This is a genomic window from Flavobacterium cutihirudinis (assembly GCF_003385895.1).
Classification (GTDB): domain Bacteria; phylum Bacteroidota; class Bacteroidia; order Flavobacteriales; family Flavobacteriaceae; genus Flavobacterium; species Flavobacterium cutihirudinis.
On sequence record NZ_QRDQ01000007.1, the window covers coordinates 1,268,494 to 1,290,284 of the forward strand.

A 21,791-nucleotide genomic window follows, 5' to 3' on the forward strand; every position below is an offset into this window, starting at 1 on the left:
GTTAATAAAAACTAAAAAATGGAGCGCTTTTTTAGAAAAAGAGAATTTACAAATAAGTCTATTACTACAAAATCAAACTCTTTGATAATTTCTTTGGATTTCAATAATTTTTTATAGATTTGTGTAATCGATTACATTTTTAAAATATTTATTATCATTGTCATTATTAAGCAGCCACTAACGTTTTAAATATACCATTAACCACCAACCAAGCCTATTAAAACTAATTTAAATGAAATCCATAACAATCAACTTTATCGCTTTGTTCTCGCTAATTATTTCCAGCGTAGCAAACCGAACTCTTGCCCAAAATTCAAAATCAAATGATTCTTATAAAGGTATTGAGTTCAAAATGACAAAAATTCCAGAGCCTGTAATTCCAAAAAATTCTGTAAGTATTACAGATTTTGGAGCAGTAAACGGTGGTTATGTTTTAAACACAAAGGCTTTCGCCGATGCTATAGAAGCTCTTTCAAAGAAAGGCGGAGGAAAAGTAATTATTCCACCCGGAATTTGGCTTACAGGTCCAATTATTTTGAAAAGCAACATCGAACTGCACGCCCAAACTGGCGCATTGATAAAATTTTCAACGGATAAAAGCTTATATCCAATTATCGAAACTAGTTTTGAAGGTTTAAATACATGGAGATGCCTCTCTCCTATTTACGGAAAGAATCTTGAGAATGTTGCTTTTACAGGAAATGGAGTTTGGGACGGTTCCGGCGAGGTTTGGCGTATGCTTAAAAAAGAAAAAGTAACTGAAAGTCAATGGAAAAAAGTAATAACTTCCGGTGGTGTGCTTAACGAATCAAAGACAAGTTGGTATCCATCTGAACAATATTTAAAAGGAAATAAAAATGCAGATCAAAATGTACGTTCAGATTTAAAAACTAAAGAACAATTTGAAGAAATTCATGATTTTCTTCGTCCAGTGTTGGTTAGTATTCAAAATAGTAAACGAGTTCTTTTTGACGGTCCTGTTTTTCAGAATTCACCAGCTTGGAATATTCATCCACTGATGGTTGAAGATTTAATTATTCGAAATATAACAGTTCGAAATCCCTGGTATTCCCAAAATGGCGACGGACTTGATGTTGAATCCTGTAAAAATGTTTTAATCGAAAATTCAAGTTTTGATGTTGGAGACGACGCAATTTGCATTAAAGCCGGCAAGGACAAAGACGGCCGTGATCGTGCTGTTCCGTGTGAAAACATCATTGTAAAAAACAATATTGTTTACCATGGTCATGGCGGTGTAACGGTTGGAAGTGAAATGTCGGGAGGTGTAAAAAAACTTCATGTTTCTAATTGTTCTTTTATGGGAACTGATGTAGGCTTGCGTTTTAAAAGTACCCGCGGACGTGGTGGAATTGTCGAAAACATCTTTATTTCGGATATTTATATGACCGATATTCCTTCTCAAGCGATTTCATTTGATTTGTATTATGGCGGAAAATCTATTGCAGAAACATTGGCGGAAGGTGGTGTTCGAAATAAAACAATGCCTGTTAGTATCGAAACACCTCAATTTAAAAACATATCAATTAAAAATGTGACAATCGCAGGAGCTTATCAAGCTGTATTTTTGCAAGGTTTACCTGAAATGAATCTGGAAAACATAGAAATTTCTAACTTGATCGCTAAAGCAGAAAATGGTTTTTCAATAATCGATGCAAACGGAATAAAAATTACCAATGCTAAACTGGATATCGAGAAACCAACCGTTTTTGAAATTTATAACGGAAAAAATATTTCTTTTAAGAATGTTGAATTCAGTTCAAAATCAGAAAAAGCCATTTCAATCAATGGTGAAGGAAGTCATAATATAGAATTTGTCAAAAATGTAAATTTTGATTTTTCTAAAATAATTTCAATTGGCGCAGAGGTTTCAAAAGGCGCTGTAAAATTCTAAAAAGATTAAAACCAAAGAACTAAACCCGCTTTCTTATAAATAATTAAGGAGCGGGTTTTTCAATTCTTAGAAAAGGAAAGAATAAATGAAGTTTAAAATTCTATCTAAACGAAAATAAACCAATCCGCTTTTAAAAAAAATAATGTTAATTTTGTCGTATGATTCGACTATCAATAATTGGTTCCGGAAATGTAGCGCAACATTTAATTAAAGCTTTCATAAAAAGTGAAGCTGTCGAAATTGTGCAGGTTTTTTCGAGAAAAAAAGAAGTTTTATTTCCAATTATTGACCCATCTAAAATTATTTCTGCTTTTGCCGATTTAAAGCGAGCTGATTTATACATCATTGCAGTGTCAGACGATGCTATTGCTGAAGTTTCTCAACAATTGCCTTTCCAAAACCGACTTGTAGTACATACCTCTGGTGCCGCTCCTATCGATACATTAGATTCAAAAAATCGTCGAGGCGTTTTTTATCCGCTTCAGACTTTTTCTAAAAATAAAACTGTTGATTTTTCAACAATTCCAATGTGCTTGGAAGCTGAAAATACGATCGATTTTGATCTCTTAGAAAAAACAGCAAAGAGTATTTCAAAGGCTGTTTTTGCTATTGATTCGGAACAGCGAAAAGCACTTCATGTTGCAGCCGTTTTTGTGAATAATTTCACGAATCATCTTTACCAAATCGGAAAGGACATTTGCGATGAACATCGTGTTCCTTTCAAAGTATTAAAACCTTTAATTAAGGAAACTGCAGAAAAAATCAATGCGCTGGAACCAATCGATGCACAAACAGGTCCCGCTAAACGCAATGACTCCGGTACTATAGAAGCCCATTTGGCGCTTTTATCCAATGAAAATCAAAAGAATATTTATAAAATACTAACACAATCTATACAGAATAATGGCAAAAAGTTATAAAGAAATAATGAACGACATCACCACTTTTATTTTTGACGTTGATGGCGTACTTACAGACAGTTCGGTTTTTGTAACCAATGAAGGTGAAATGCTTCGCACGATGAATATTCGTGACGGCTATGCAATGAAAGCGGCAATAGAAAGCGGTTACAATGTTTGCATTATTTCTGGTGGAAGCAACGACGGAGTACGTATTCGTCTAAATAATTTGGGTGTTAAAGATGTACATTTAGGAACTCCGGATAAAGTGCAAACTTTTAAAGACTATATCAGTACCAACAATATAAATCCAGAACATGTGTTGTATATGGGTGATGATATTCCTGATTTTCATGTTATGAAATTGGTTGGACTGCCAGCCTCTCCTCAAGATGCAAGCCCGGAAATTAAAAATATCTGTCGCTATATTTCGCACGTAAAAGGTGGGCGTGGTGCTGCACGTGATGTAATTGAACAAGTAATGAAAGTGCAGGGTAAATGGATGGAATATTTTAATGGAAAACACGACTAATATAATTGTGAATTATGAATTGTAAATTGTGAATTATCACTTTTTGCTGATAACCTTTGCCCCTCTGAACCTCAAAACCTTTGTAACTTAAAACAAATGAAATATCTAAAACTTGTTCGCTATAAAAATTTGCTTATGCTTGCTTTCATGCAGGTTTTATTTCGTTATGCATTTCTAAAACAACAAAATATTCCACTTGCATTGACCGACTGGCAATATGGATTACTAGTTTTAAGTACCGTTTTATTAGCAGCGGCTGGTTATGTAATCAATGATATTTTTGACATACCAACAGATATGATCAATAAACCAAATAAGGTTATTATTGGAAAAGGAATTTCAGAAACAAGAGCGTATAACATTTACATTGGGTTAAATATTACGGGGGTTGCTATTGGTTTTTATTTATCAAATGTAATTTTGAGACCAAGTTTTGCAACCATCTTTATTTTGATTGCGTCATTGCTTTATTTTTATTCTACGAGCTTAAAGCAAATAATGATTTTAGGCAATTTTATAGTAGCGCTTCTTTTAGCATTAAGCGTTATAATAATTGGTGTTTTTGATTTGTTTCCTGCTATAGATGCTGAAAACCAAGCGCAGATGGCTAGTCTTTTTTCAATTTTAATTGATTATGCCTTATTTGCTTTTATGATTAATTTTATTAGAGAAATAGTTAAAGATATTGAAGATGTAAATGGTGATTACAATCAGGGAATGAATACATTACCAATTGCAATAGGAATTAGCAGAGCTGCAAAAATCGCACTAGGATTTGCCATTATTCCGTTTATTTTGTCGTTGCTTTACATCAATACTTATTTCATGCAAAACAAACTTTATATCGCTACAATTTATGGGTTTGTTTTTGTTTTGGCACCTTTATTATATTTTATAGTGAAAATTTTTAGTGCAAAATCTCAGAAAGAATTCCATCATTTGAGTACGGTTCTAAAACTTATTTTGCTTTTCGGAATTTTATCAATTCTTGTAATTACTCTTAATATCAAGTACAATGCTTAAGGAAAAACTTAAAAAATACACTTTGATTCTTGCATCAGGATCACCTAGAAGACAGCAATTCTTTAAAGATTTGGATCTTGATTTCGAAATTCGCTTAAAGGAAATTGAAGAAATCTACCCGCCTGAATTAAAAGCTGTCGAAATAACTAATTTTTTAGCCGAATTGAAAGCGAGCGCTTTTGAGGGCGAATTAAAAGAAAATGAAATTTTAGTAACCAGCGATACTATCGTATGGCACAAAAATAAAGCTTTAGGAAAACCAAAAAATGCCACAGAAGCTTTTGAAATGATCAAATCCTTGTCAAATACAACTCACGATGTAATCACATCAGTTTGTTTTAAAACAAATACTTCTTCTACTCTATTGCATGATGTTACAAAAGTGACATTTAATGACTTGTCAGATGAAGCAATTTTATATTATATAGAGAACTACAAACCGTATGATAAAGCCGGAGCTTATGGCATTCAGGAATGGTTTGGTTTTATGGCAGTTGCAAAAGTTGAAGGTTCTTATACCAATGTAATGGGGCTTCCAACGGCTAAAGTTTACGAATATTTGAGTACATTAGTGTAAAAAATTATTTTATGTTTTCTTTTAAAGAATATAGTCAGGAAATCATTGCTACAATAGTTCTTCTTTTTGCTTTACTGGCATTGAGAGTTATTATAGCTAAATTGATTAGGCGTTATGCCAGCAGCAGTCAGTTGTTGGAACATCGTACAAATTTGGTGATAAAGTACATTCATTTGCTGATGAATATTTTGGTTACAATAAGTTTAATTGTAATTTGGGGAGTTGAAACTAAAGATATTTTCATAACAGTTTCTTCAATTGCAACAGTAATTGGCGTGGCAATGTTTGCTCAATGGTCTATACTTAGTAATATCACTTCAGGGATGATTCTTTTTTTTTCATTTCCATTTAAGATTGGAGACACGATAAAAATTCATGATAAAGATTTTCCTATTGAAGCTGAAATAGAAGATATTAGCGCTTTTCATGTTAACCTAAAAACGAAAGACGGCGAACGAATTATTTTCCCAAATAACCTTCTGCTTCAAAAAGGAATCTCAATAATGCCAGTTCAATACGAGGAAAAGGAGTTTTTTGATTAAAAATGTTAATGGAAATTTTATAAACTAAATACAAAAAGGTAAAACGAACTTACACTTATAAAGTTTAATATTTGTTTACACCAATTTTAAGTTTATTTAATACTCCAAAAAAAATGATTCATTCAGTAAAATTACCTTTTTATGCAAAGCTTGCTTGCGTATTAATTAGCTTAATTTCTTTTGCCTATATTTTTTGCATCGCCAAAGATGTAATAACGCCAGTACTGATGGCGTTTTTGTTTGCAGTTTTATTATTACCAGTCTTTACTTTTTTTAATACCAAACTGAAGTTTCCGCGACATCTTGCCGCAATTATTTGTGTTTTGCTTTTCGCTGCTTTTATAATCGGAATATTAGTGTTCATATCCTATGAAGTCACAGATATGGCAAATGATTTTGAAACTATTAAAAAAAATGCAAATGCCTTTATTTCGGATCTTCACAGATTCATTAAAGAAAATTTTAATATCAGTATAGGAGAACAAAAAAAGTATCTGGATAATGTTACTAAAGATTCTGTAAAAAATGGAAATGCCACAATTGGTTCAGCATTAATTTCGATTACAGATCTTCTTGTTGACTGTACCATTATTCCAATTTATACTTTTCTGTTTTTAATTTATAAAGACCATTTTATTCTGTTTCTAGCCAAACTGATTAATAAAGAAAATCATGCGGCATTAAAGGATATACTGTCTCAAATCAAAGTTTCGATAAACAATTACATTGTTGGTCTTCTTATAGAAATGACTACAGTTGCCGTTTTAACAAGTTTAGGACTTTGGATAATAGGTATAAAATACTTTATTTTATTGGGACTAATAACGGGAATTCTAAATCTAATTCCTTACATCGGAATATTAATTGCGGGAATTATTACCGTTCTTGCTTCACTAACAGGATCAGGTGAAACCTCAATAATTCTTGGAATTCTGATCGTTAATGTTATTGTTCAATTAATTGATAATAATTTATTAGTTCCTTTAATAATTAATTCTAAAGTCGAAATCAATGCCTTTGTTTCTATTATGGGAATTATTGTTGGTGGTGCTGCCGCCGGAGTTTCAGGAATGTTTTTGGCAATTCCGCTTTTGGCAATGCTAAAAATTATTTTTGACCGCATAGAATCCATGGAAGCTTGGGGTTATTTGATGGGAAATCATGTTCCGCGAAAGTTTACATGGCGAGTAAGAAGAGTCAAAACTGAAAGTTAAAAAAAAGCCTGTTTTTGAAGATATTCGCGTTATTTAGCTTATATTCATATAATAATCAACAAACCTAAAGTCAAAAAAAATCTGGATGCTTTTAAATAGAAAAATAGTAGTTTTTATCTTGCTATGCTTTTGCCTTCAAAGTATTCATTCTCAAACAGATTCGATAAAAAACAAAAAAACCGAAAGAAAAGACACTACCGAAGTCTATAATCGAATTCGGAATTATTCAAAAAAGAATAAATTTACACAAACCCTTCATAAGCTTCTTTTTAAAGCGAAAAAGCCAAGAAAAAAAGAAGAACTTTTGATTCAAACAGATACAGCCAATTATAATGGAAAAATAATCCGTCATATAAATATTGTGACTTTAGATCCATTTGGCCATTCTGTTGCCGATACAACTCAAATGCCAAGAAACTGGGGAGAACGCACTGGTAATAGATTACATCTTAAAACAAAGAAAATTGCGATTTACAATTTGCTTCTGTTTAAACGAAATTCCACTTACGATAATTATAAAGTTCAGGAATCGGAACGTTTAATTCGTGCGCAAAAATATGTGACAGCAGTTCGAATAACAAAGCAGCTAGCGGGTCAAGCTTCAGATTCTGTTGATGTTACCATTCGGGTTTTAGATTCTTGGAGTACAATTCCAAAGTTTTCAATTTCAAGTAACCAAATGTCTATCGGCTTTAAAGAGAAAGATTTTTTTGGTTCGGGGCAACAATTAGAATACCGTTATACCAATCGTTTTGATGATGGTCGAAATGGCAACGAAGTTACTTATACTGTACCAAACATAAAGAATACTTATATTGGAACAACACTTTACTACAAAATGGATTTGGATAATAATTATCTAAAATCAATTAATGTAGAGCGTTTGTTTTATTCTCCACTTACACAATGGGCAGGAGGTGTTTATGTGGGCCAAAGTTTTAGAAAAGATACGTTGCAAGCACCTGATATGACATTTGCGTTTCAGCCTTTTAAATACAATTTCCAGGATTTTTGGGGAGGAAAAGCCACCAAAGTTCATGAAGATAGTGATAACGGAATAACCAATTTGGTCACTACTGCCCGATTTTTAAACGTCGATTATTCAGAATCTCCTTCTGATGTATACGATCCGACGCATTTTTATTCCGATGAAAAATTAATTCTTACCGGAATTGGACTAAACAGAAGAAAATTCATAAAAGACAGTTATATTTTTAGAAATGGTCAAACCGAAGATGTTCCCATAGGCCGAATCTATGGACTCACATTTGGATATCAGTATAAAAATCAAATGTGGCGGCCATATGCAGGAGCTCAGTTTTCTTTTGGGAACTATTACAGACTCGGTTTTTTAAGTATGAATTTTGAGGCTGGAACCTTTTTTCATCAATCGAAAACGTATCAAACCGCGTTTTTGATGGAAACCAATTATTTTACAAAACTTTACAATATAGGAACCTGGAGATTAAGACAGTTTGTGAACCCTAGAATTGTTCTTGGTAGTAACCGCGAAGATATTATAGGTGATCAATTAAATATTAACGATCAAAATGGTCTTGCCGGTTTTAACGCGGCGGTATATGGCACGAGTAAAATGGTTTTATCTTTGCAAACCCAAACTTATTCGCCACATGCTGTTTTGGGTTTTCGTCTAAATCCATTTTTTAATTATTCTGTTGCTGTATTGGGAAGTCCTGATAATGCAATGTTAAGAAGTAAACCTTATTCAAAATTTACATTGGGTGTAATTGTCAGTAATGATTATTTGGTTTTCAGTTCATTTCAATTGTCATTGTCTTATTATCCAACAATACCTTATCAAGGAGATAATGTTTTCAAAACAAATACCTTCGAAACAACCGATTTTGGTCTACAGAGTTTTGAACTTGCGAAACCAAGGGTTGTCGATTACAAATAATTTTTATTTTTTTTTAAAACAGAAAAAACACTCAAAACCTTTCATAACCAAAACCTTAGATATAAACCAAGCCGAGAACAACTCGTTAAAATGCATATTTTATCCGACGAAATACATATTGTTTTTATTTTTGGCACAGTATATGGATATTACTAGACAAGAATAACATTAAAAAATTTAGAAAAAATGAAAACAATAAAAATAGCAATCGTCGGATTATTTCTATTGGTTGCAAACGCCACACAAGCTCAAGTATCAATTAATGTTAATATTGGAACTCCACCAGCTTGGGGACCTGCAGGATACGCAGAAATGGAATACTATTATCTTCCGGATATTGAAGCTTATTATGATGTACGAGCATCTCAGTTTATTTATTTCGGAGGAGGAAGATGGGTTAGAACAACGTATTTGCCAAGACAATACAGAAACTACGATTTGTATGGTGGTTATAAAGTAGTTTTGACAGATTACCACGGAAGAACTCCTTATACTTATTTTGATCGTCACAGAGTGAAATATTATAAAGGATATCACGGTGCACCGCAAAGACCTTACAAACCTAGACCGGTTTATGGTTACAATGACCGTCATGATCACAGAGACTACAAACATTATGATAAAAAACATCATGGAAAACACGACCACGATGATCATGATGACCATCACCACGGCAGAAGATAATATTGCTAAATATTTAATTATCAACACAAAAGAGTATCAAAAATTTGATACTCTTTTTTTTATGCATGCATAGTAATTCTACAAATTGTTAATAATTTAAATAATCTTCAAAAATTATACAGGAATCGATTATATTTATAACAATTGTCTTATATTAATATTATTGTACCTTATATTTGCACAATATTTTAAAAACTAGCAGATTATGAGGAATAATTTCTATCTATTCGCCTTTTTAACTATGTCACTTTTTATTTCGTGTGACAACAATGATGATAACTCAGGCAACCAAAGTTTAGAGAACGGTATTACAATCAATTCAGATGCCGCAACTCTTAATAAAAGACTTGACTTTACCAATTCTGGAGTTATCGCAATCAGTAATACTTCTACATCAAAATCATTAAGCAGCGCACAAGCAGCGAGTGATTTGCCTTTGGTACAGATTGCAGAAGTAAACCCGCCAACAGACAGCAAAGGAAGAACTTTACAGGCAAATCATGTGGCTGTAAACGGAAACTATGCATATGTAGCTTATACAATGATGGGAGATGCTTACTCTGGCGCTATTGATGTTATTGATGTTACGGATCCGTATAAACCGAAATTACTTACATCGGCATTAGTTGCTGATACTGATATTACATCTCTTACTTATTCTAACGGAAATTTAATCATTGCCGGAGCAAAAGATATTGACAAAGATGCTTCTTTGACAAATCCTGCAATTGTAATTAATATGCAATTGAGTTCTGGAATGCTTACTGATAAATATACTGTAACTAAACTTGAAAGTAAAGTTACAACTGACGTGGCTGCTAATACTTCTTCTTATTTTGCTGTTACTGGAGATACTGGAAGTTTGTTCAAAATTAGTAATTCTACTAAAGAAGTAACTGCAAAAGTTGCTGTACAAGATTTGCGTACTGTAGCAATAAGCGGAGACAAAATTGTTACTTTGAGCGGAACTAAAGGAGTAAACATTTATAATGAATCTACTCTTGCGCTTCAAAAATCGTTTACAACAAGCAATGATGTTAGTGCTGCGAAAAGAACAATTGATTTTGATGGTACTAAATTATTAGTTGCTGAAGGATACAATGGTTTAGGTGTTTACGACATCAACAGTGGAGCTAAAGTACAAACTATTAGCCTAATTGCTTCTGGAGGCGACAATGTAACAAATGCTGTTTCTGTAAACGATGGCTATGCTTTTGTAGCAAACGGTGCTGCAGGATTAAATGTTTATAAATCTGGAACTACGCTTAGTGCTGTTGGAACTGTTGGAATAACAGGTTCATCAAACTACGTAAAATCAAGTGGAAACTATATTTATGTTGCAAGTGGAAAAGGTGGTTTGAAAATCATTAAGATGGAAAAACCAAATCCTGCGTTTGCAAATTGTTCTTCATACGGAACTTATAACCAAGGTAAAGATTTGATTTTGAATTCTAATGAAGTAAAATCATACAATGGTTCAACAGCTCTTAATTCTATAATTGTGAATTCTGGTGGTGTTTTAACGCACTGTGGATCAATCACTGTTCAAAACTCTTTAATTTTAAACAGTGGAGGAACATTTAATATGACTGGAACTTTGGCTCAAGGCAAATACCAACAGTCAAACCCGACTGAGCTTATCATCAACAGTAACGCATTATTGCAAGTTGAAGGTTCTGTAGTAATCTGGGGTGACTTAAGATTAAACAGCGGTGCAAAAATCAATTTTATTGGAAACGATTCGTCAATTACGATATACGGAAAAGTTACAAAAAATAGTGGTGTTACCATTACCGGTACCTACAAAGACACAGAAAACAAGTTGAAATAATTTTTTCTGAATCCTAAGAAATACCACTCGATTTAATTTATTAAATCAATTCTTAAAAAAAAATGCCGTCGGAGATAATCTGATGGCATTTTTTTTGTGGAGTAGTTTTTCTTAAAAAAGGAAATCAATAACCAAACATTAACAATTCATTTAAATAGTCTTCAGGAATATAATTGCTATTTTTGAAGCTCTTTCAAAAACACTAACCACGCTATGCGAAAAATTCAGTTACAAATTCTTCTATTTTTTTTAACAGGAATTTCAATTTCTTTTGCACAACAACCTCAAAAACCAAGTTCTGTAGAGATTTATAATCAAATCAAAAAATTAAATTTTCTAGGCTCCGTTTTATATGTTGCAGCGCATCCTGATGATGAAAATACGCGATTAATTTCCTACATGGCAAACGAAATGAATGCCAGAACAGGTTATTTGTCATTGACACGTGGCGATGGAGGTCAAAATTTGATTGGTCCGCAACTTCGTGAATTGTTAGGTGTTATAAGAACTCAGGAATTAATTGAAGCCCGTAAAATTGATGGTGGTGAACAGTTTTTTTCGCGTGCAAATGATTTTGGTTTTTCAAAAAATCCAAGTGAAACTTTAGAAATATGGGATAAAGACAAAGTACTTGCGGATGTTATCTGGACTATTAGAAAATTTCAGCCGGATGTTATTATAAATCGTTTTGATCATCGTTCTCCGGGTACAACGCATGGACATCATACATCATCGGCAATGTTGAGTGTCGAAAGCTTTAAATTGACAAATGATCCAAAAATATATCCTGAACAATTAAAATATGTAAAGCCATGGCAGGTAAAACGCCAATTCTTCAATCCATCATGGTGGTTTTACGGAAGCCAGGAAAAATTTGACGCAGCCAATAAAACAAAATTTTCAAAATTAGAAACTGGAGTTTATTATAGCGGAATTGGAAAATCGAATCAGGAAATTGCAGCTTTAAGCAGAAGCCGCCATCAGTCTCAAGGTTTTGGAAGTACCGGAGCACGTGGCGAAGAAGCAGAATATCTTGAACCAATAAACGGAGAAGCACCAATAGAAAGAGATAATATTTTTGATGGAATTGATACGTCTTGGAACCGTGTTAAAAACGGAAAACCAATTGGAGAATTAATTTCAAAAATTATTGCGAAGTACGATTTCAGCAATCCATCGGCGAGTATTCCTGAGTTAGTACAAGCCTATAAAATGATTGAAGCTTTAGACGATGATCATTGGAAACCGTTAAAAGCAACTGCAATCAAAAACATAATTGCATCATGTACAGGTCTATACCTTGAAGCTGTTGCTACAGAACAAGAAGCAACTCCAGGAAGTTCTATCAAAATAACACTTGAGGCAATCAACAGATCTGCTGTAAAAATGGAATTGCTAAGCGTAACTTCTTTACCGGATAATAATTCACTAAATCAAAACACGGATTTAAAAAACAATAAAAATCAGAGAATCGTTTTTCAAATGCAGCTTCCGTCTTCTCTTGAATACACACAGCCTTATTGGCTAAAAGAAAAAGCGACTGTTGGAATGTACACGGTTTCTAATCAGGAAATTATCGGAGTTCCCGATATTATAAGAGAAGTAAAAGTTGTTTTTAATGTCAAAATAGATGATGTTGAGTTCCCGTTTGAGCGTACTGTTGTTTATAAATACAATGATGGCGTAAAAGGCGAAATGTATAATTTTCTGGATATTGTTCCCGAAGTTACCACTTCAATTTTAGAAAAAGTATTAATTTTTAAAGACACTAAAAGTAAAATGATTCCGGTAAAAGTACGTGCCGGAAAAGATGGGATTTCGGGTAATTTACAATTGGAATTGCCTAAAAGCTGGGTGGTTTCGCCAAAGCAAATTCCGTTTGCTTTAGACAAAAAAGGAACGGAACAAATTTTCTATTTTGAAGTTACTCCGCCTGTAAATCCTGAAGAAGCGACCTTAAAAGCGATTGCTGTTGTTGGAAACAAAAGTTTTGACAAAGATGAAACTATTATCGATTACAGTCATATTACTAAACAAATGGTTTTAAAACCAGCTGAATCAAAATGCATCCGAATAGACTTAAAAACTTCTGGTGATGCTATTGCTTACGTAATGGGCGCTGGCGATGAAGTTCCTGAAAGTTTAGCCCAAATGGGATACAAAGTAACTATTTTGAAACCGGAAGAAATTACGCCTGAGCGTTTAGAATCTTTTAGTACGGTAATTACCGGAATACGTGCTTACAATACTGTAAATGCTTTGGCTAATAAGCAAAAAATACTTTTTGATTTTGTAAAAGGCGGAAAAAATATGATTGTGCAGTACAACACTTTTGGAAAACTAGTTACCGATCAAGTTGCGCCTTATCCTCTTAAAATTTCTAATGATCGAGTTACTGAAGAGAATGCTAAAATTACCTTCTTAGCGCCAAATCACCCCGTTTTAAATACACCCAATAAAATCAGCGAAAAAGATTTTCAGGGATGGACACAAGAACAAGGTTTGTATTATCCGGATCAATACGATTCTGCCTTCACTCCTATTATTTCGTCGCATGACAAAGGTGAATCTCCAAAAGATGGCGCTTTATTGGTAGCACCATACGGAAAAGGATATTATATTTACACAGGATTAAGTTTCTTTAGGGAATTGCCGGAAGGCGTTGCGGGCGCATATCGCTTATTATCAAACATAATTTCGCTAAAGCAACCTATTGAAGCTCCTAAACCAGAATTTAAGAAGTAAATTTTAAAAAAATGGAAGCCAAAAAAACAAAAAAATGGAAAAAAAGCTACACCTATGTTTTGGTGGCTAATGCTATTTATATTCTTATTTTCTTCTTAATCATGCAATTATACTCTTAACCTATGCAGCTATTTGATTGGATCGTACTTATTGTTACACTTTTATTCATTGTTGGATATGGTTCCTGGAAAACCAAAGGGAGTAAAAATGTTGAAGATTTCATTTTAGGAAACAACGAAACACCTTGGTATACTGTCGGTCTTTCAGTAATGGCGACTCAGGCAAGTGCTATTACTTTCCTGTCTACGCCCGGACAAGCTTATCATGACGGAATGGGGTTTGTCCAGTTTTATTTTGGATTGCCAATTGCAATGATTGTCATTTGCGTAACGTTTATTCCGCTTTATCATAAAAATAAAGTTTTTACAGCTTATGAATTTCTTGAAAAACGTTTTGATGTAAAAACCCGTTCGCTGGCTGCAATTCTATTTTTGGTTCAAAGAGGATTAGGAACTGGTTTGACTATTTATGCTCCCGCAATTATACTTTCAGCTTTGTTAGGCTGGAATCTTACCATTATGAATGTTATCATTGGTGTTTTGGTTATAATTTATACCTTTTCCGGTGGAACCAAAGCAGTAAATGTTACGCAAAAACAACAAATGTTTGTCATCATGTCGGGAATGTTTATTACTTTTTTCCTGATTTTGCATTATCTGCCAAACGATATGACTTTTACCAGTGCCTTGCATATTGCGGGGGCAAATGATAAAATGAATATTGTTGATTTTTCATTCAACCCAGAAGAAAAATATACTTTCTGGAGCGGAATTACGGGAGGTTTCTTTTTGGCCCTTGCCTATTTTGGAACAGATCAATCGCAAGTTGGTAGATATTTATCGGGAAAATCTGTTGCTGAAAGTCAGATGGGACTTATCATGAACGGACTTTTAAAAGTACCTATGCAATTTTTTATTTTGCTAACCGGAGTAATGGTTTTTGTGTTTTTTCAGTTTAATCCTGTTCCGTTAAATTTTAATCCAAACAATAAAATTGTAATCGAGAAATCGGCTTATAAGGAAGAATATCATACTCTGGAGAAAAAACTTGTAAAACTTTCCGAAGATAAAAAAGTCATCAATCTTCTTTATATCGATCAGTTGAATCAGGATTACGACAATCCAATTTTGCGAAAAGAACTTGTAGCCTTATCAAATAAAGAAAAAGATTTACGTGATCGCGCCAAGGAAATCATTTCAAGAGCCGATAGCAATAGCGAAACCAATGATAAAGATTATGTGTTTTTTCATTTCATTCTTCACTATTTACCAAAAGGTCTAATTGGTTTATTGCTTGCGGTAATTATTTCGGCAGCAATGTCATCTACAGCTTCAGGTTTGAATGCACTGGCTTCTACAACGGCAATCGATATTTACAAACGAAATTTAAAAACCGAAAAATCAGAGAAACATTATCTTAATGCTACAAAGTTTTTTACATTATTTTGGGGGATTGTAGCAATACTTTTTGCATGCGTAGGAACATTGTTTGAGAATTTGATTCAGTTGGTAAACATTATTGGTTCGATATTCTACGGAACTGTTTTAGGTATATTCCTTGTTGGTTTTTATCTTAAAAAAGTAAAGGCAATGCCTATGTTTTATAGTGCAATTATTAGTCAGATTACCATTTTTGTAATCTATTATTTTATGATTTATACGCAAGAAAAATTAGGCTATTTATGGTTGAATTTTATTGGAGCAATCTTGACAATTATACTGGCACTTTTATTTCAGCTTTTGTTTTTTGAAAAAGAAAAAACAAATAATCCAATTAAGTATTAAAAAAAGTTGATCTTAGCTTAAAATTGATATTGAAATAAAATGAAATTAAAATTTTGTGCGGCTTTTGTTTTTGGAATTGTAACGCTTAGTGCAAATGCACAAAAACTAGATAACATTAAACTCGACAGTCTCTTTCAAGCTTTAAATGAGAAAAATCTTTTTATGGGAAATATTTCTATTTCTAAAAATGGAAATGAAATTTACTCCAATTCCATTGGGAAAGCTGATGTAGAAAGCAATAAAGCATTAACAAAAGACACTAAATTCCGAATTGGTTCGACTACAAAAATTTTTACCTCTGCGTTAGTACTAAAAGCGGTTGAAAACAAAAAGATTACATTAAACCAAACCATCAATACTTTCTTCCCAACGATTGTAAATTCACAAAAAATTACAATTCGCAATTTACTGAATCATCGCAGTGGAATTCATGAACTTTTGTCTGCTGACGAATTTTCCAACGGATATACTGAAGCAAAATCTCAGGAAGAAATGATTTCCATAATTAGCAAATTTCAAAGTGATTTTGAACCAAATACCAAAGCTGATTATAGTAATTCCAATTATTATCTGCTTACTTTAATTCTAGAGAAAGTTTACAAAAAAACATACTCAGAATTATTAAACGAACAAATAATAAAACCTTTACGACTAAAAAACACCTATTTCGGAGGAAAAATCAGTATCCAAAATAATGAATGTTATTCGTATTATTTTTCAACAAAATGGGAAAAAGATACTCAAGGAGATATGTCTGTCCCTTTAGGTGCTGGCGCGATAGTTTCTACTACATCCGATTTGACATTTTTTATTGAGAAACTTTTCGAAGGAAAAATAATTAGTAAAGAAAGTTTAAAGACAATGACTCAGATTCAGGATAAATATGGCATGGGGATTTTTGAACTTCCTTTTTACGATAAAAAAGGTTTTGTGCATCGCGGTCAAATAGATAGTTTCAGTTCGCTCCTATCATATTTTCCTAATGAAAAATTATCGATTGCAATCATCACAAATGGTGCTGTTTACGATAAGAAAAAAATATTAACTGCAGCATTAAGTAATTATTTCAATAAGCCAAATTCAATAAACTTTGAAACTTATCAGCCTGCTCAACAGGATCTGGAAAAAATAGCAGGAACTTATAAAAATCCCAAAAACCAACAAGAAATTACAATTACGATTAATAATAAAAGACTTTACGCAAATTTTAGAAATCAATCGCTTTTTCTTCTTGAACCAGTATCAAAAGATAAATTTGAGAATATTTGGGAAGGGAATAAAATCGATTTTCAACTTCCTAATGAAATGACTTTTGAGGCTGACGGAGAAAAGCTTAAGTTTTTAAAAATATAAAATTAATTTTTAAGAAGTCTTGTTTAGTTCTCAAAAGCAAGTTTGCAATTTAAAGTACTATGAAGATGTTCTTAACTGTTTGTACGTAAAAAAACATTATTTTAGTACGTTTAAAGACTGATTTAAACCAAACCCAAAATAATAAAAGCACACAATTAATAAAGCTTTATTTTTTTACAATACATCCTTATGAAAGATTTAAAAAGATATAGTAACAAGACAAAAGCCGCTTTCATCTTATTGATTGTCATGCTGATCATTTTATTGGGAAACTTCAATACCCTTCAGAATTCCAGAAAGGTAAATGAAAATATAAATGCTATTTACAAAGATCGTCTGGTGGTGGCACATTATATTTTTCAGTATTCAAAACAACTTCATTTTATAAAAGCCGAAGCCGAAAAGCTCGACTTAAGTGATAATATAAAGAAAGATGAAATTGCTCATACACTAACAATCATTCATAATATCGATGATCTTTACGCCAAAACGGTTTTAACAGACAAGGAAAAGCAATATTTTGACACTTTCCTAAGTTCCTGTAAAGAAATCAACAATCAGGTTGAAATGAAAAACTGGGGTAAAATAGCCAACTCAAGTGCTGAAGCTTTAAAAACCCTAGAATCTTTATCGCAAATTCAAATTGAAGAAGGAAAATCGAAACTTGCTGCTGCCAACGCCATGTATAATAAAAACAATAGTTTAGGTCAATTACAAATTGCTTTGCTTATCATTTTGGGCGGAATCACTTTTTATCTTTTAATTGTCAAGAAAATCAAAAGAACCATTAAAATTCCTGAGCCACCAAGTATGAATTAGAAATTTTAAACTTTAAAATTGCAACCTCCAAATTCTAAATTCCAAAACGTTACAGTTAAAAAAAGGCATAAAAAAATTCCAAAACCCGAAAGCTTTGGAATTTGGAATTTTAATATTGAGAATTTAGACAATTATCTGCTCCATTCAGCGATACTATCTTTGTTCATTTTTACGTAATCCTGATTGTTTGCAGTTTCAGCAGCAGCTAAAGAAGCTTTTGCAGTTTCAACAGCTCCTTTTTTATCACCTTGTTTTGCCTGAATCAACGATTTTAATCTTAAAATGAAATACGGTTTCTCTGTAACCATATCTAAAGATTTGTCAACATAAGTTCTTGCAGTTTCGATATTTCCGTTTGATTGAAACAAATATTGTGCAGCTGCAAAATAGTCATTTGAAGATGGTCCGGCCAAAGTTTTTTCGATACTTGCTGTAGCAGTTTTTGCAGTTGGAACTTCAAATTTTAAAGCAACGTGAGAGTTTTCCCAAGCCATTTCCAAATATCCAAAATTCGGATCCAATCCATTAATTCCGATAGTAAATGTTTCAACTGGAGTTGGTAATGCATCTTCTTTTACTGTAGTTCTTAACGCTACATAAGAATCGCTCCAGTTTTCAGGTAATCCCCAATTGTCTGTTGAAAGGTAAAAAATAACTTCCCAGCTTTCGATTTTTGGAATCGTGTAAAGTGCATATTTTCCTTTTTTCAGTGTTTTTCCATCGATAATCACATCATCACTGAAATTAATAATTGTATTTTCGTTTGCACCAGTTCTCCATAATTTACCAAATGGAACCAAATTTCCGAAAACAGCTCTTCCGCGTGCGCCAGGTCTTGAATAAGTAACTTCAACATCTGTTAAACCAACTGTTTGTTTGATATACGCTTTTGGGCTTGCTTGTGGTGTTTTAACTTGAGCTTCAGCTGTAAAAGGAGCTATTACAATCGCTAATGCAATAAGTAGTTTTTTCATCTTAGTATTATTTTGTTTTGTTCAAATTTACAAATTCAAAAAACGAACAAATGTTAAATTTTATATAATTCAAGCATTGATCTGTGATATTTTTTCTGCATTCAATTCATTAAAATGATTGATAATCATATCCGCTTTTGATAAATCCTGGAGATTCGAATGAATACTATTATAACCCACACAATAAATTCCGGCAGCTTTTGCCGCTAATACTCCATTTGTGCTGTCTTCGATAATAATGCAGTTCTCTTTTGGCGCAACCGATAAAGATGCGGCATGAATAAATATAGCCGGATTTGGTTTAGACTGCGGAAAATCTTCTCCACTAACAATAGCCGAAAAATACTGGTGCAAATTAAATCTTGTAAAAACGCGATTTATCGTAACTTTTGAAGCTGAAGAAGCTAATATTAACTGAATTCCATTATCGTATAAATCCTTAATCAGATCTTCTACTCCATCAAGCAAGTACAAATCGTCTTTAGTATCGAATGCATCATTGAAAATATCTCTTTTTCTTTGAATTAAATCTTCTACTTCGTGTTCGATTACAGGAAAAAATCCTTTTAAAGTCTGAAATGTATTTCGGGTCGAAAATCCAGTAAAAGAAGTATACATTTCTTCTGAAACTTCAATATTTAATTCTGAAAATTGCTTGTAATAGGCATAACGATGAACGGGTTCTGTATCGACAATTACGCCGTCCATATCAAAAATTACTGTTTTAATCATTTTTTTAAGTTGCTAAGGTTCTAAGCTACTAAGTTGCTAAGTTTCTCAATTGATACTAAAAAAACTTAGCAACTTAGAATCTTAGCATCTTAGAATCTTCTTTATCTATTCTTTTTTCAACAAGTGACGAATTACGGTTTCAGCTGCATGAAGACCAAATAATCCGGGCATATAGCTGTTTGTTCCGTAAAAGGATTTTTTAAAATTTTTTCCGTCAGTTAATTTCAGACTTTTTTCATCTTGGATTTCAGATGAAAAAACCACTTTAAGTTTATTGATTTTTACTGCCTTTAATCGTTTTCTGATTGTTTTAGAAAAATAACAGTTTATTGTCTTAGAAATATCTGCAACTTTTACTTTAGATGCAAGCATCTTACCTCCTGCTCCCATGCTGCTTATGGTTTTAACTCTTTTGCGTTTTGCGGCAATAATTAAATTCAATTTCGGCGTGATACTGTCAATACAATCCATAACATAATCAAAATCGGAAGAAACAATTTCGAATGCACGTTCCGGCGATAAAAATTCCTGAACACGAGTTAGATTCAATTCCGGATTAATATCCATTAAGCGATCTCCGACAATTTTGATTTTTGGCTGACCAACGGTAGAATGCAATGCGGGTAATTGTCTGTTGATATTTGTAATATCAACCACATCACCATCAACAATTGTCATATTTCCGACACCGGCTCTTGCTAAAAATTCAGCTGCAAAAGATCCTACGCCACCTAAACCAACCACCAAAACGTTAGCATTTTTCAAATTTTCTAATCCTTCTTTTGTAAATAAAAGTTCGGCTCTTTCTGTCCACTCTGCCATATGTAATCTTTATGTTTGTTTTATTTTTTGTTTCACGTTTCACGTTTCAAGTTTCAGGTTTAACGCTCAGCCTGACAAAATCTTACGTTTAACCTATGATAAATCACTTTTAAATATTCTTAAATAATTACTTAAAATAATATCTTGTAATTCTTTTAATTCTAATTCTTTATATTCAGCAGCTAAACTATAAACTTGCTGAATTTTTTCTTCAATTGTATCGGTTTCCAAAAGAAATTTATCATTCGGAACATTTTGGAAAACTGTCTTTAGATCCGGATTTTTTAGCAGATATTTTCCAAATGAAATATAAAAACCTTCTTTAATAAGCTGATTGGCAACCTGACTATTTTTAGAAAATCCATGAATAATCATCGGAACCGAAATATTCAATTTCTTTTTTATTTCAATTACTTCCTGAAAAGCAGCTACGCAATGAATCACAACTGGTTTTTTATATTTTTCGGCTAAAGCCAATTGCTTTTCAAAAACTACTATTTGATTTTCAAATGGCTGCTCACTTCGTTTATCCAGACCACATTCACCAATCGCCAAACAATTTTCTGTTTGCAGTTTTTCTTTTATAATCTTCAAATCAGTTTCCAGCCTTTCTTCTGAAATATGCCACGGATGAATTCCAATGGAATAAAATGGTATCGATGCATCAAATTCATGTGGATATTGATTCACCAATTCCAAAACATTGGATTGATTTGTAAACTGATGCGTATGAAAATTAAAGAATTCCATTAATGAAATGTTTTAACTCCAGCTTTTATCTCAACATTCAAGTCATTTTCCAAAGGAACAAGCGGACATGAATATTTATGATTATAAGCACAATATGGATTATAGGCTTGGTTAAAATCGATTGTTATAGAATCTCCTTTCGGAATTTTTAGATCAATATATCTTCCGCCGATATAACTTTCTTTTCCGCAGGTCAAATCAGAAAAAGGCAAAAACAAATGATCTTTATATTCTTTTTGTTTTGAAAGTTCAATGTTTCTATAAACATTTAGTTTTAGTTCTGTGCCGTTTAAAGTAAAATAAAGTGTTCCAAACTTTATATATTTTGGTGTTCTTGTGCCGGTTGTTTTCATTTCAAAAACCTTTTCGTTTTCGGCTTTTACAAATTTTGCATTTACAAAATACTGACTGTTTATAGGATAAAATTCGAGTGTTTTAAAAACTTTCAAATCCTCTTCCATCAATGGACTTGTCTTAGCATCAGCATATTCAGAATTAATTTGCTTCTGAAACTTCTCAGCTTCTTTCTGACTGAATTTCTTTTGACTAAAGCCAAAAGTAAACACCAATAAAAAAAATAGGATAAGGTTGTTTTTCATCTTTAAAAATTTTCTGCAAAA

General features: G+C 32.6%; 19 protein-coding genes. 14 read left to right on the forward strand and 5 right to left on the reverse strand.

Annotation, left to right across the window (positions count from 1 at the left end; all coding sequences use genetic code 11):
- The first annotated feature begins 232 nt into the window (after nt 1–232).
- From BD847_RS05540 to BD847_RS05605, 14 genes are all read left to right on the forward strand, one after another.
- The gene (locus BD847_RS05540; protein ID WP_115887241.1) at nt 233–1,912 is read left to right on the forward strand and encodes a glycoside hydrolase family 28 protein; all 1,680 of its coding nucleotides are present in this window, start codon (nt 233–235) and stop codon (nt 1,910–1,912) included.
- A 158-nt stretch (nt 1,913–2,070) separates the two neighbouring features.
- The gene (locus BD847_RS05545; RefSeq protein ID WP_115887242.1) at nt 2,071–2,832 is read left to right on the forward strand and encodes a Rossmann-like and DUF2520 domain-containing protein; all 762 of its coding nucleotides are present in this window, start codon (nt 2,071–2,073) and stop codon (nt 2,830–2,832) included.
- Nucleotides 2,816–3,343, forward strand: a complete 528-nt coding sequence (locus BD847_RS05550) for a KdsC family phosphatase (protein WP_115887243.1) — start codon at nt 2,816–2,818, stop codon at nt 3,341–3,343. Before BD847_RS05545 ends, BD847_RS05550 begins: the two co-directional genes overlap by 17 nt.
- A gap of 96 nt (nt 3,344–3,439) precedes the next feature.
- Nucleotides 3,440–4,366 (forward strand): geranylgeranylglycerol-phosphate geranylgeranyltransferase, encoded by a 927-nt coding sequence (locus BD847_RS05555; RefSeq protein ID WP_115887244.1) that lies wholly within the window; start codon nt 3,440–3,442, stop codon nt 4,364–4,366.
- A complete protein-coding gene (locus BD847_RS05560) occupies nt 4,359–4,943 on the forward strand; it encodes a Maf-like protein (protein WP_115887245.1) in 585 nt (194 codons plus the stop codon). The genes BD847_RS05555 and BD847_RS05560 overlap by 8 nt, the downstream gene beginning before the upstream one ends.
- 11 nt (nt 4,944–4,954) lie before the next feature.
- Nucleotides 4,955–5,485: a mechanosensitive ion channel family protein gene (locus BD847_RS05565; RefSeq protein ID WP_115887246.1), complete on the forward strand. Its 531-nt coding sequence runs from the start codon at nt 4,955–4,957 to the stop codon at nt 5,483–5,485.
- A gap of 113 nt (nt 5,486–5,598) precedes the next feature.
- Entirely contained in the window at nt 5,599–6,699 is a 1,101-nt protein-coding gene (locus BD847_RS05570; protein ID WP_115887247.1) for an AI-2E family transporter, read from the forward strand.
- Between the two features lie 85 nt (nt 6,700–6,784).
- Nucleotides 6,785–8,617, forward strand: a complete 1,833-nt coding sequence (locus tag BD847_RS05575) for a BamA/TamA family outer membrane protein (protein ID WP_115887248.1) — start codon at nt 6,785–6,787, stop codon at nt 8,615–8,617.
- A 186-nt stretch (nt 8,618–8,803) separates the two neighbouring features.
- Nucleotides 8,804–9,301 (forward strand): hypothetical protein, encoded by a 498-nt coding sequence (locus BD847_RS05580; RefSeq protein ID WP_115887249.1) that lies wholly within the window; start codon nt 8,804–8,806, stop codon nt 9,299–9,301.
- A gap of 241 nt (nt 9,302–9,542) precedes the next feature.
- Nucleotides 9,543–11,132: an LVIVD repeat-containing protein gene (locus BD847_RS05585; protein ID WP_244201562.1), complete on the forward strand. Its 1,590-nt coding sequence runs from the start codon at nt 9,543–9,545 to the stop codon at nt 11,130–11,132.
- Nucleotides 11,133–11,345: 213 nt separating this feature from the next.
- The gene (locus tag BD847_RS05590) at nt 11,346–13,877 is read left to right on the forward strand and encodes a PIG-L family deacetylase (RefSeq protein WP_115887251.1); all 2,532 of its coding nucleotides are present in this window, start codon (nt 11,346–11,348) and stop codon (nt 13,875–13,877) included.
- Between the two features lie 122 nt (nt 13,878–13,999).
- A complete protein-coding gene (locus BD847_RS05595; RefSeq protein WP_115887252.1) occupies nt 14,000–15,721 on the forward strand; it encodes a sodium:solute symporter in 1,722 nt (573 codons plus the stop codon).
- Nucleotides 15,722–15,760: 39 nt separating this feature from the next.
- Nucleotides 15,761–17,074: a serine hydrolase domain-containing protein gene (locus BD847_RS05600; protein WP_115887253.1), complete on the forward strand. Its 1,314-nt coding sequence runs from the start codon at nt 15,761–15,763 to the stop codon at nt 17,072–17,074.
- Nucleotides 17,075–17,263: 189 nt separating this feature from the next.
- Nucleotides 17,264–17,893 (forward strand): MCP four helix bundle domain-containing protein, encoded by a 630-nt coding sequence (locus BD847_RS05605; RefSeq protein WP_115887254.1) that lies wholly within the window; start codon nt 17,264–17,266, stop codon nt 17,891–17,893.
- 131 nt (nt 17,894–18,024) lie between these two features.
- On the opposite strand, the gene BD847_RS05610 is transcribed toward BD847_RS05605, so the two are convergent.
- From BD847_RS05610 to BD847_RS05630, 5 genes are all read right to left on the reverse strand, one after another.
- Entirely contained in the window at nt 18,025–18,867 is an 843-nt protein-coding gene (locus tag BD847_RS05610) for a DUF2911 domain-containing protein (protein WP_115887255.1), read from the reverse strand.
- 69 nt (nt 18,868–18,936) lie between these two features.
- Nucleotides 18,937–19,599, reverse strand: coding sequence for an HAD family hydrolase (locus BD847_RS05615; protein ID WP_115887256.1), 663 nt, complete (start codon nt 19,597–19,599; stop codon nt 18,937–18,939).
- A 105-nt stretch (nt 19,600–19,704) separates the two neighbouring features.
- Entirely contained in the window at nt 19,705–20,421 is a 717-nt protein-coding gene (locus BD847_RS05620; protein WP_115887257.1) for a tRNA threonylcarbamoyladenosine dehydratase, read from the reverse strand.
- A 93-nt stretch (nt 20,422–20,514) separates the two neighbouring features.
- Nucleotides 20,515–21,171, reverse strand: coding sequence for a TatD family hydrolase (locus BD847_RS05625; protein WP_115887258.1), 657 nt, complete (start codon nt 21,169–21,171; stop codon nt 20,515–20,517).
- Nucleotides 21,171–21,770, reverse strand: coding sequence for a DUF1684 domain-containing protein (locus BD847_RS05630; RefSeq protein ID WP_115887259.1), 600 nt, complete (start codon nt 21,768–21,770; stop codon nt 21,171–21,173). The genes BD847_RS05625 and BD847_RS05630 overlap by 1 nt, the downstream gene beginning before the upstream one ends.
- Nucleotides 21,771–21,791 lie beyond the last annotated feature (21 nt).

Excerpts from the sequence above, each read along its gene's own strand:
- BD847_RS05540 (WP_115887241.1), top strand. The coding sequence starts at position 233 with ATGAAATCCATAACAATCAACTTTATCGCTTTGTTCTCGCTAATTATT.
- BD847_RS05545 (WP_115887242.1), top strand. The coding sequence starts at position 2,071 with ATGATTCGACTATCAATAATTGGTTCCGGAAATGTAGCGCAACATTTA.
- BD847_RS05550 (WP_115887243.1), top strand. The coding sequence starts at position 2,816 with ATGGCAAAAAGTTATAAAGAAATAATGAACGACATCACCACTTTTATT.
- BD847_RS05555 (WP_115887244.1), top strand. The coding sequence starts at position 3,440 with ATGAAATATCTAAAACTTGTTCGCTATAAAAATTTGCTTATGCTTGCT.
- BD847_RS05560 (WP_115887245.1), top strand. The coding sequence starts at position 4,359 with ATGCTTAAGGAAAAACTTAAAAAATACACTTTGATTCTTGCATCAGGA.
- BD847_RS05565 (WP_115887246.1), top strand. The coding sequence starts at position 4,955 with ATGTTTTCTTTTAAAGAATATAGTCAGGAAATCATTGCTACAATAGTT.
- BD847_RS05570 (WP_115887247.1), top strand. The coding sequence starts at position 5,599 with ATGATTCATTCAGTAAAATTACCTTTTTATGCAAAGCTTGCTTGCGTA.
- BD847_RS05575 (WP_115887248.1), top strand. The coding sequence starts at position 6,785 with ATGCTTTTAAATAGAAAAATAGTAGTTTTTATCTTGCTATGCTTTTGC.
- BD847_RS05580 (WP_115887249.1), top strand. The coding sequence starts at position 8,804 with ATGAAAACAATAAAAATAGCAATCGTCGGATTATTTCTATTGGTTGCA.
- BD847_RS05585 (WP_244201562.1), top strand. The coding sequence starts at position 9,543 with ATGTCACTTTTTATTTCGTGTGACAACAATGATGATAACTCAGGCAAC.
- BD847_RS05590 (WP_115887251.1), top strand. The coding sequence starts at position 11,346 with ATGCGAAAAATTCAGTTACAAATTCTTCTATTTTTTTTAACAGGAATT.
- BD847_RS05595 (WP_115887252.1), top strand. The coding sequence starts at position 14,000 with ATGCAGCTATTTGATTGGATCGTACTTATTGTTACACTTTTATTCATT.
- BD847_RS05600 (WP_115887253.1), top strand. The coding sequence starts at position 15,761 with ATGAAATTAAAATTTTGTGCGGCTTTTGTTTTTGGAATTGTAACGCTT.
- BD847_RS05605 (WP_115887254.1), top strand. The coding sequence starts at position 17,264 with ATGAAAGATTTAAAAAGATATAGTAACAAGACAAAAGCCGCTTTCATC.
- BD847_RS05610 (WP_115887255.1), bottom strand. The coding sequence starts at position 18,867 with ATGAAAAAACTACTTATTGCATTAGCGATTGTAATAGCTCCTTTTACA.
- BD847_RS05615 (WP_115887256.1), bottom strand. The coding sequence starts at position 19,599 with ATGATTAAAACAGTAATTTTTGATATGGACGGCGTAATTGTCGATACA.
- BD847_RS05620 (WP_115887257.1), bottom strand. The coding sequence starts at position 20,421 with ATGGCAGAGTGGACAGAAAGAGCCGAACTTTTATTTACAAAAGAAGGA.
- BD847_RS05625 (WP_115887258.1), bottom strand. The coding sequence starts at position 21,171 with ATGGAATTCTTTAATTTTCATACGCATCAGTTTACAAATCAATCCAAT.
- BD847_RS05630 (WP_115887259.1), bottom strand. The coding sequence starts at position 21,770 with ATGAAAAACAACCTTATCCTATTTTTTTTATTGGTGTTTACTTTTGGC.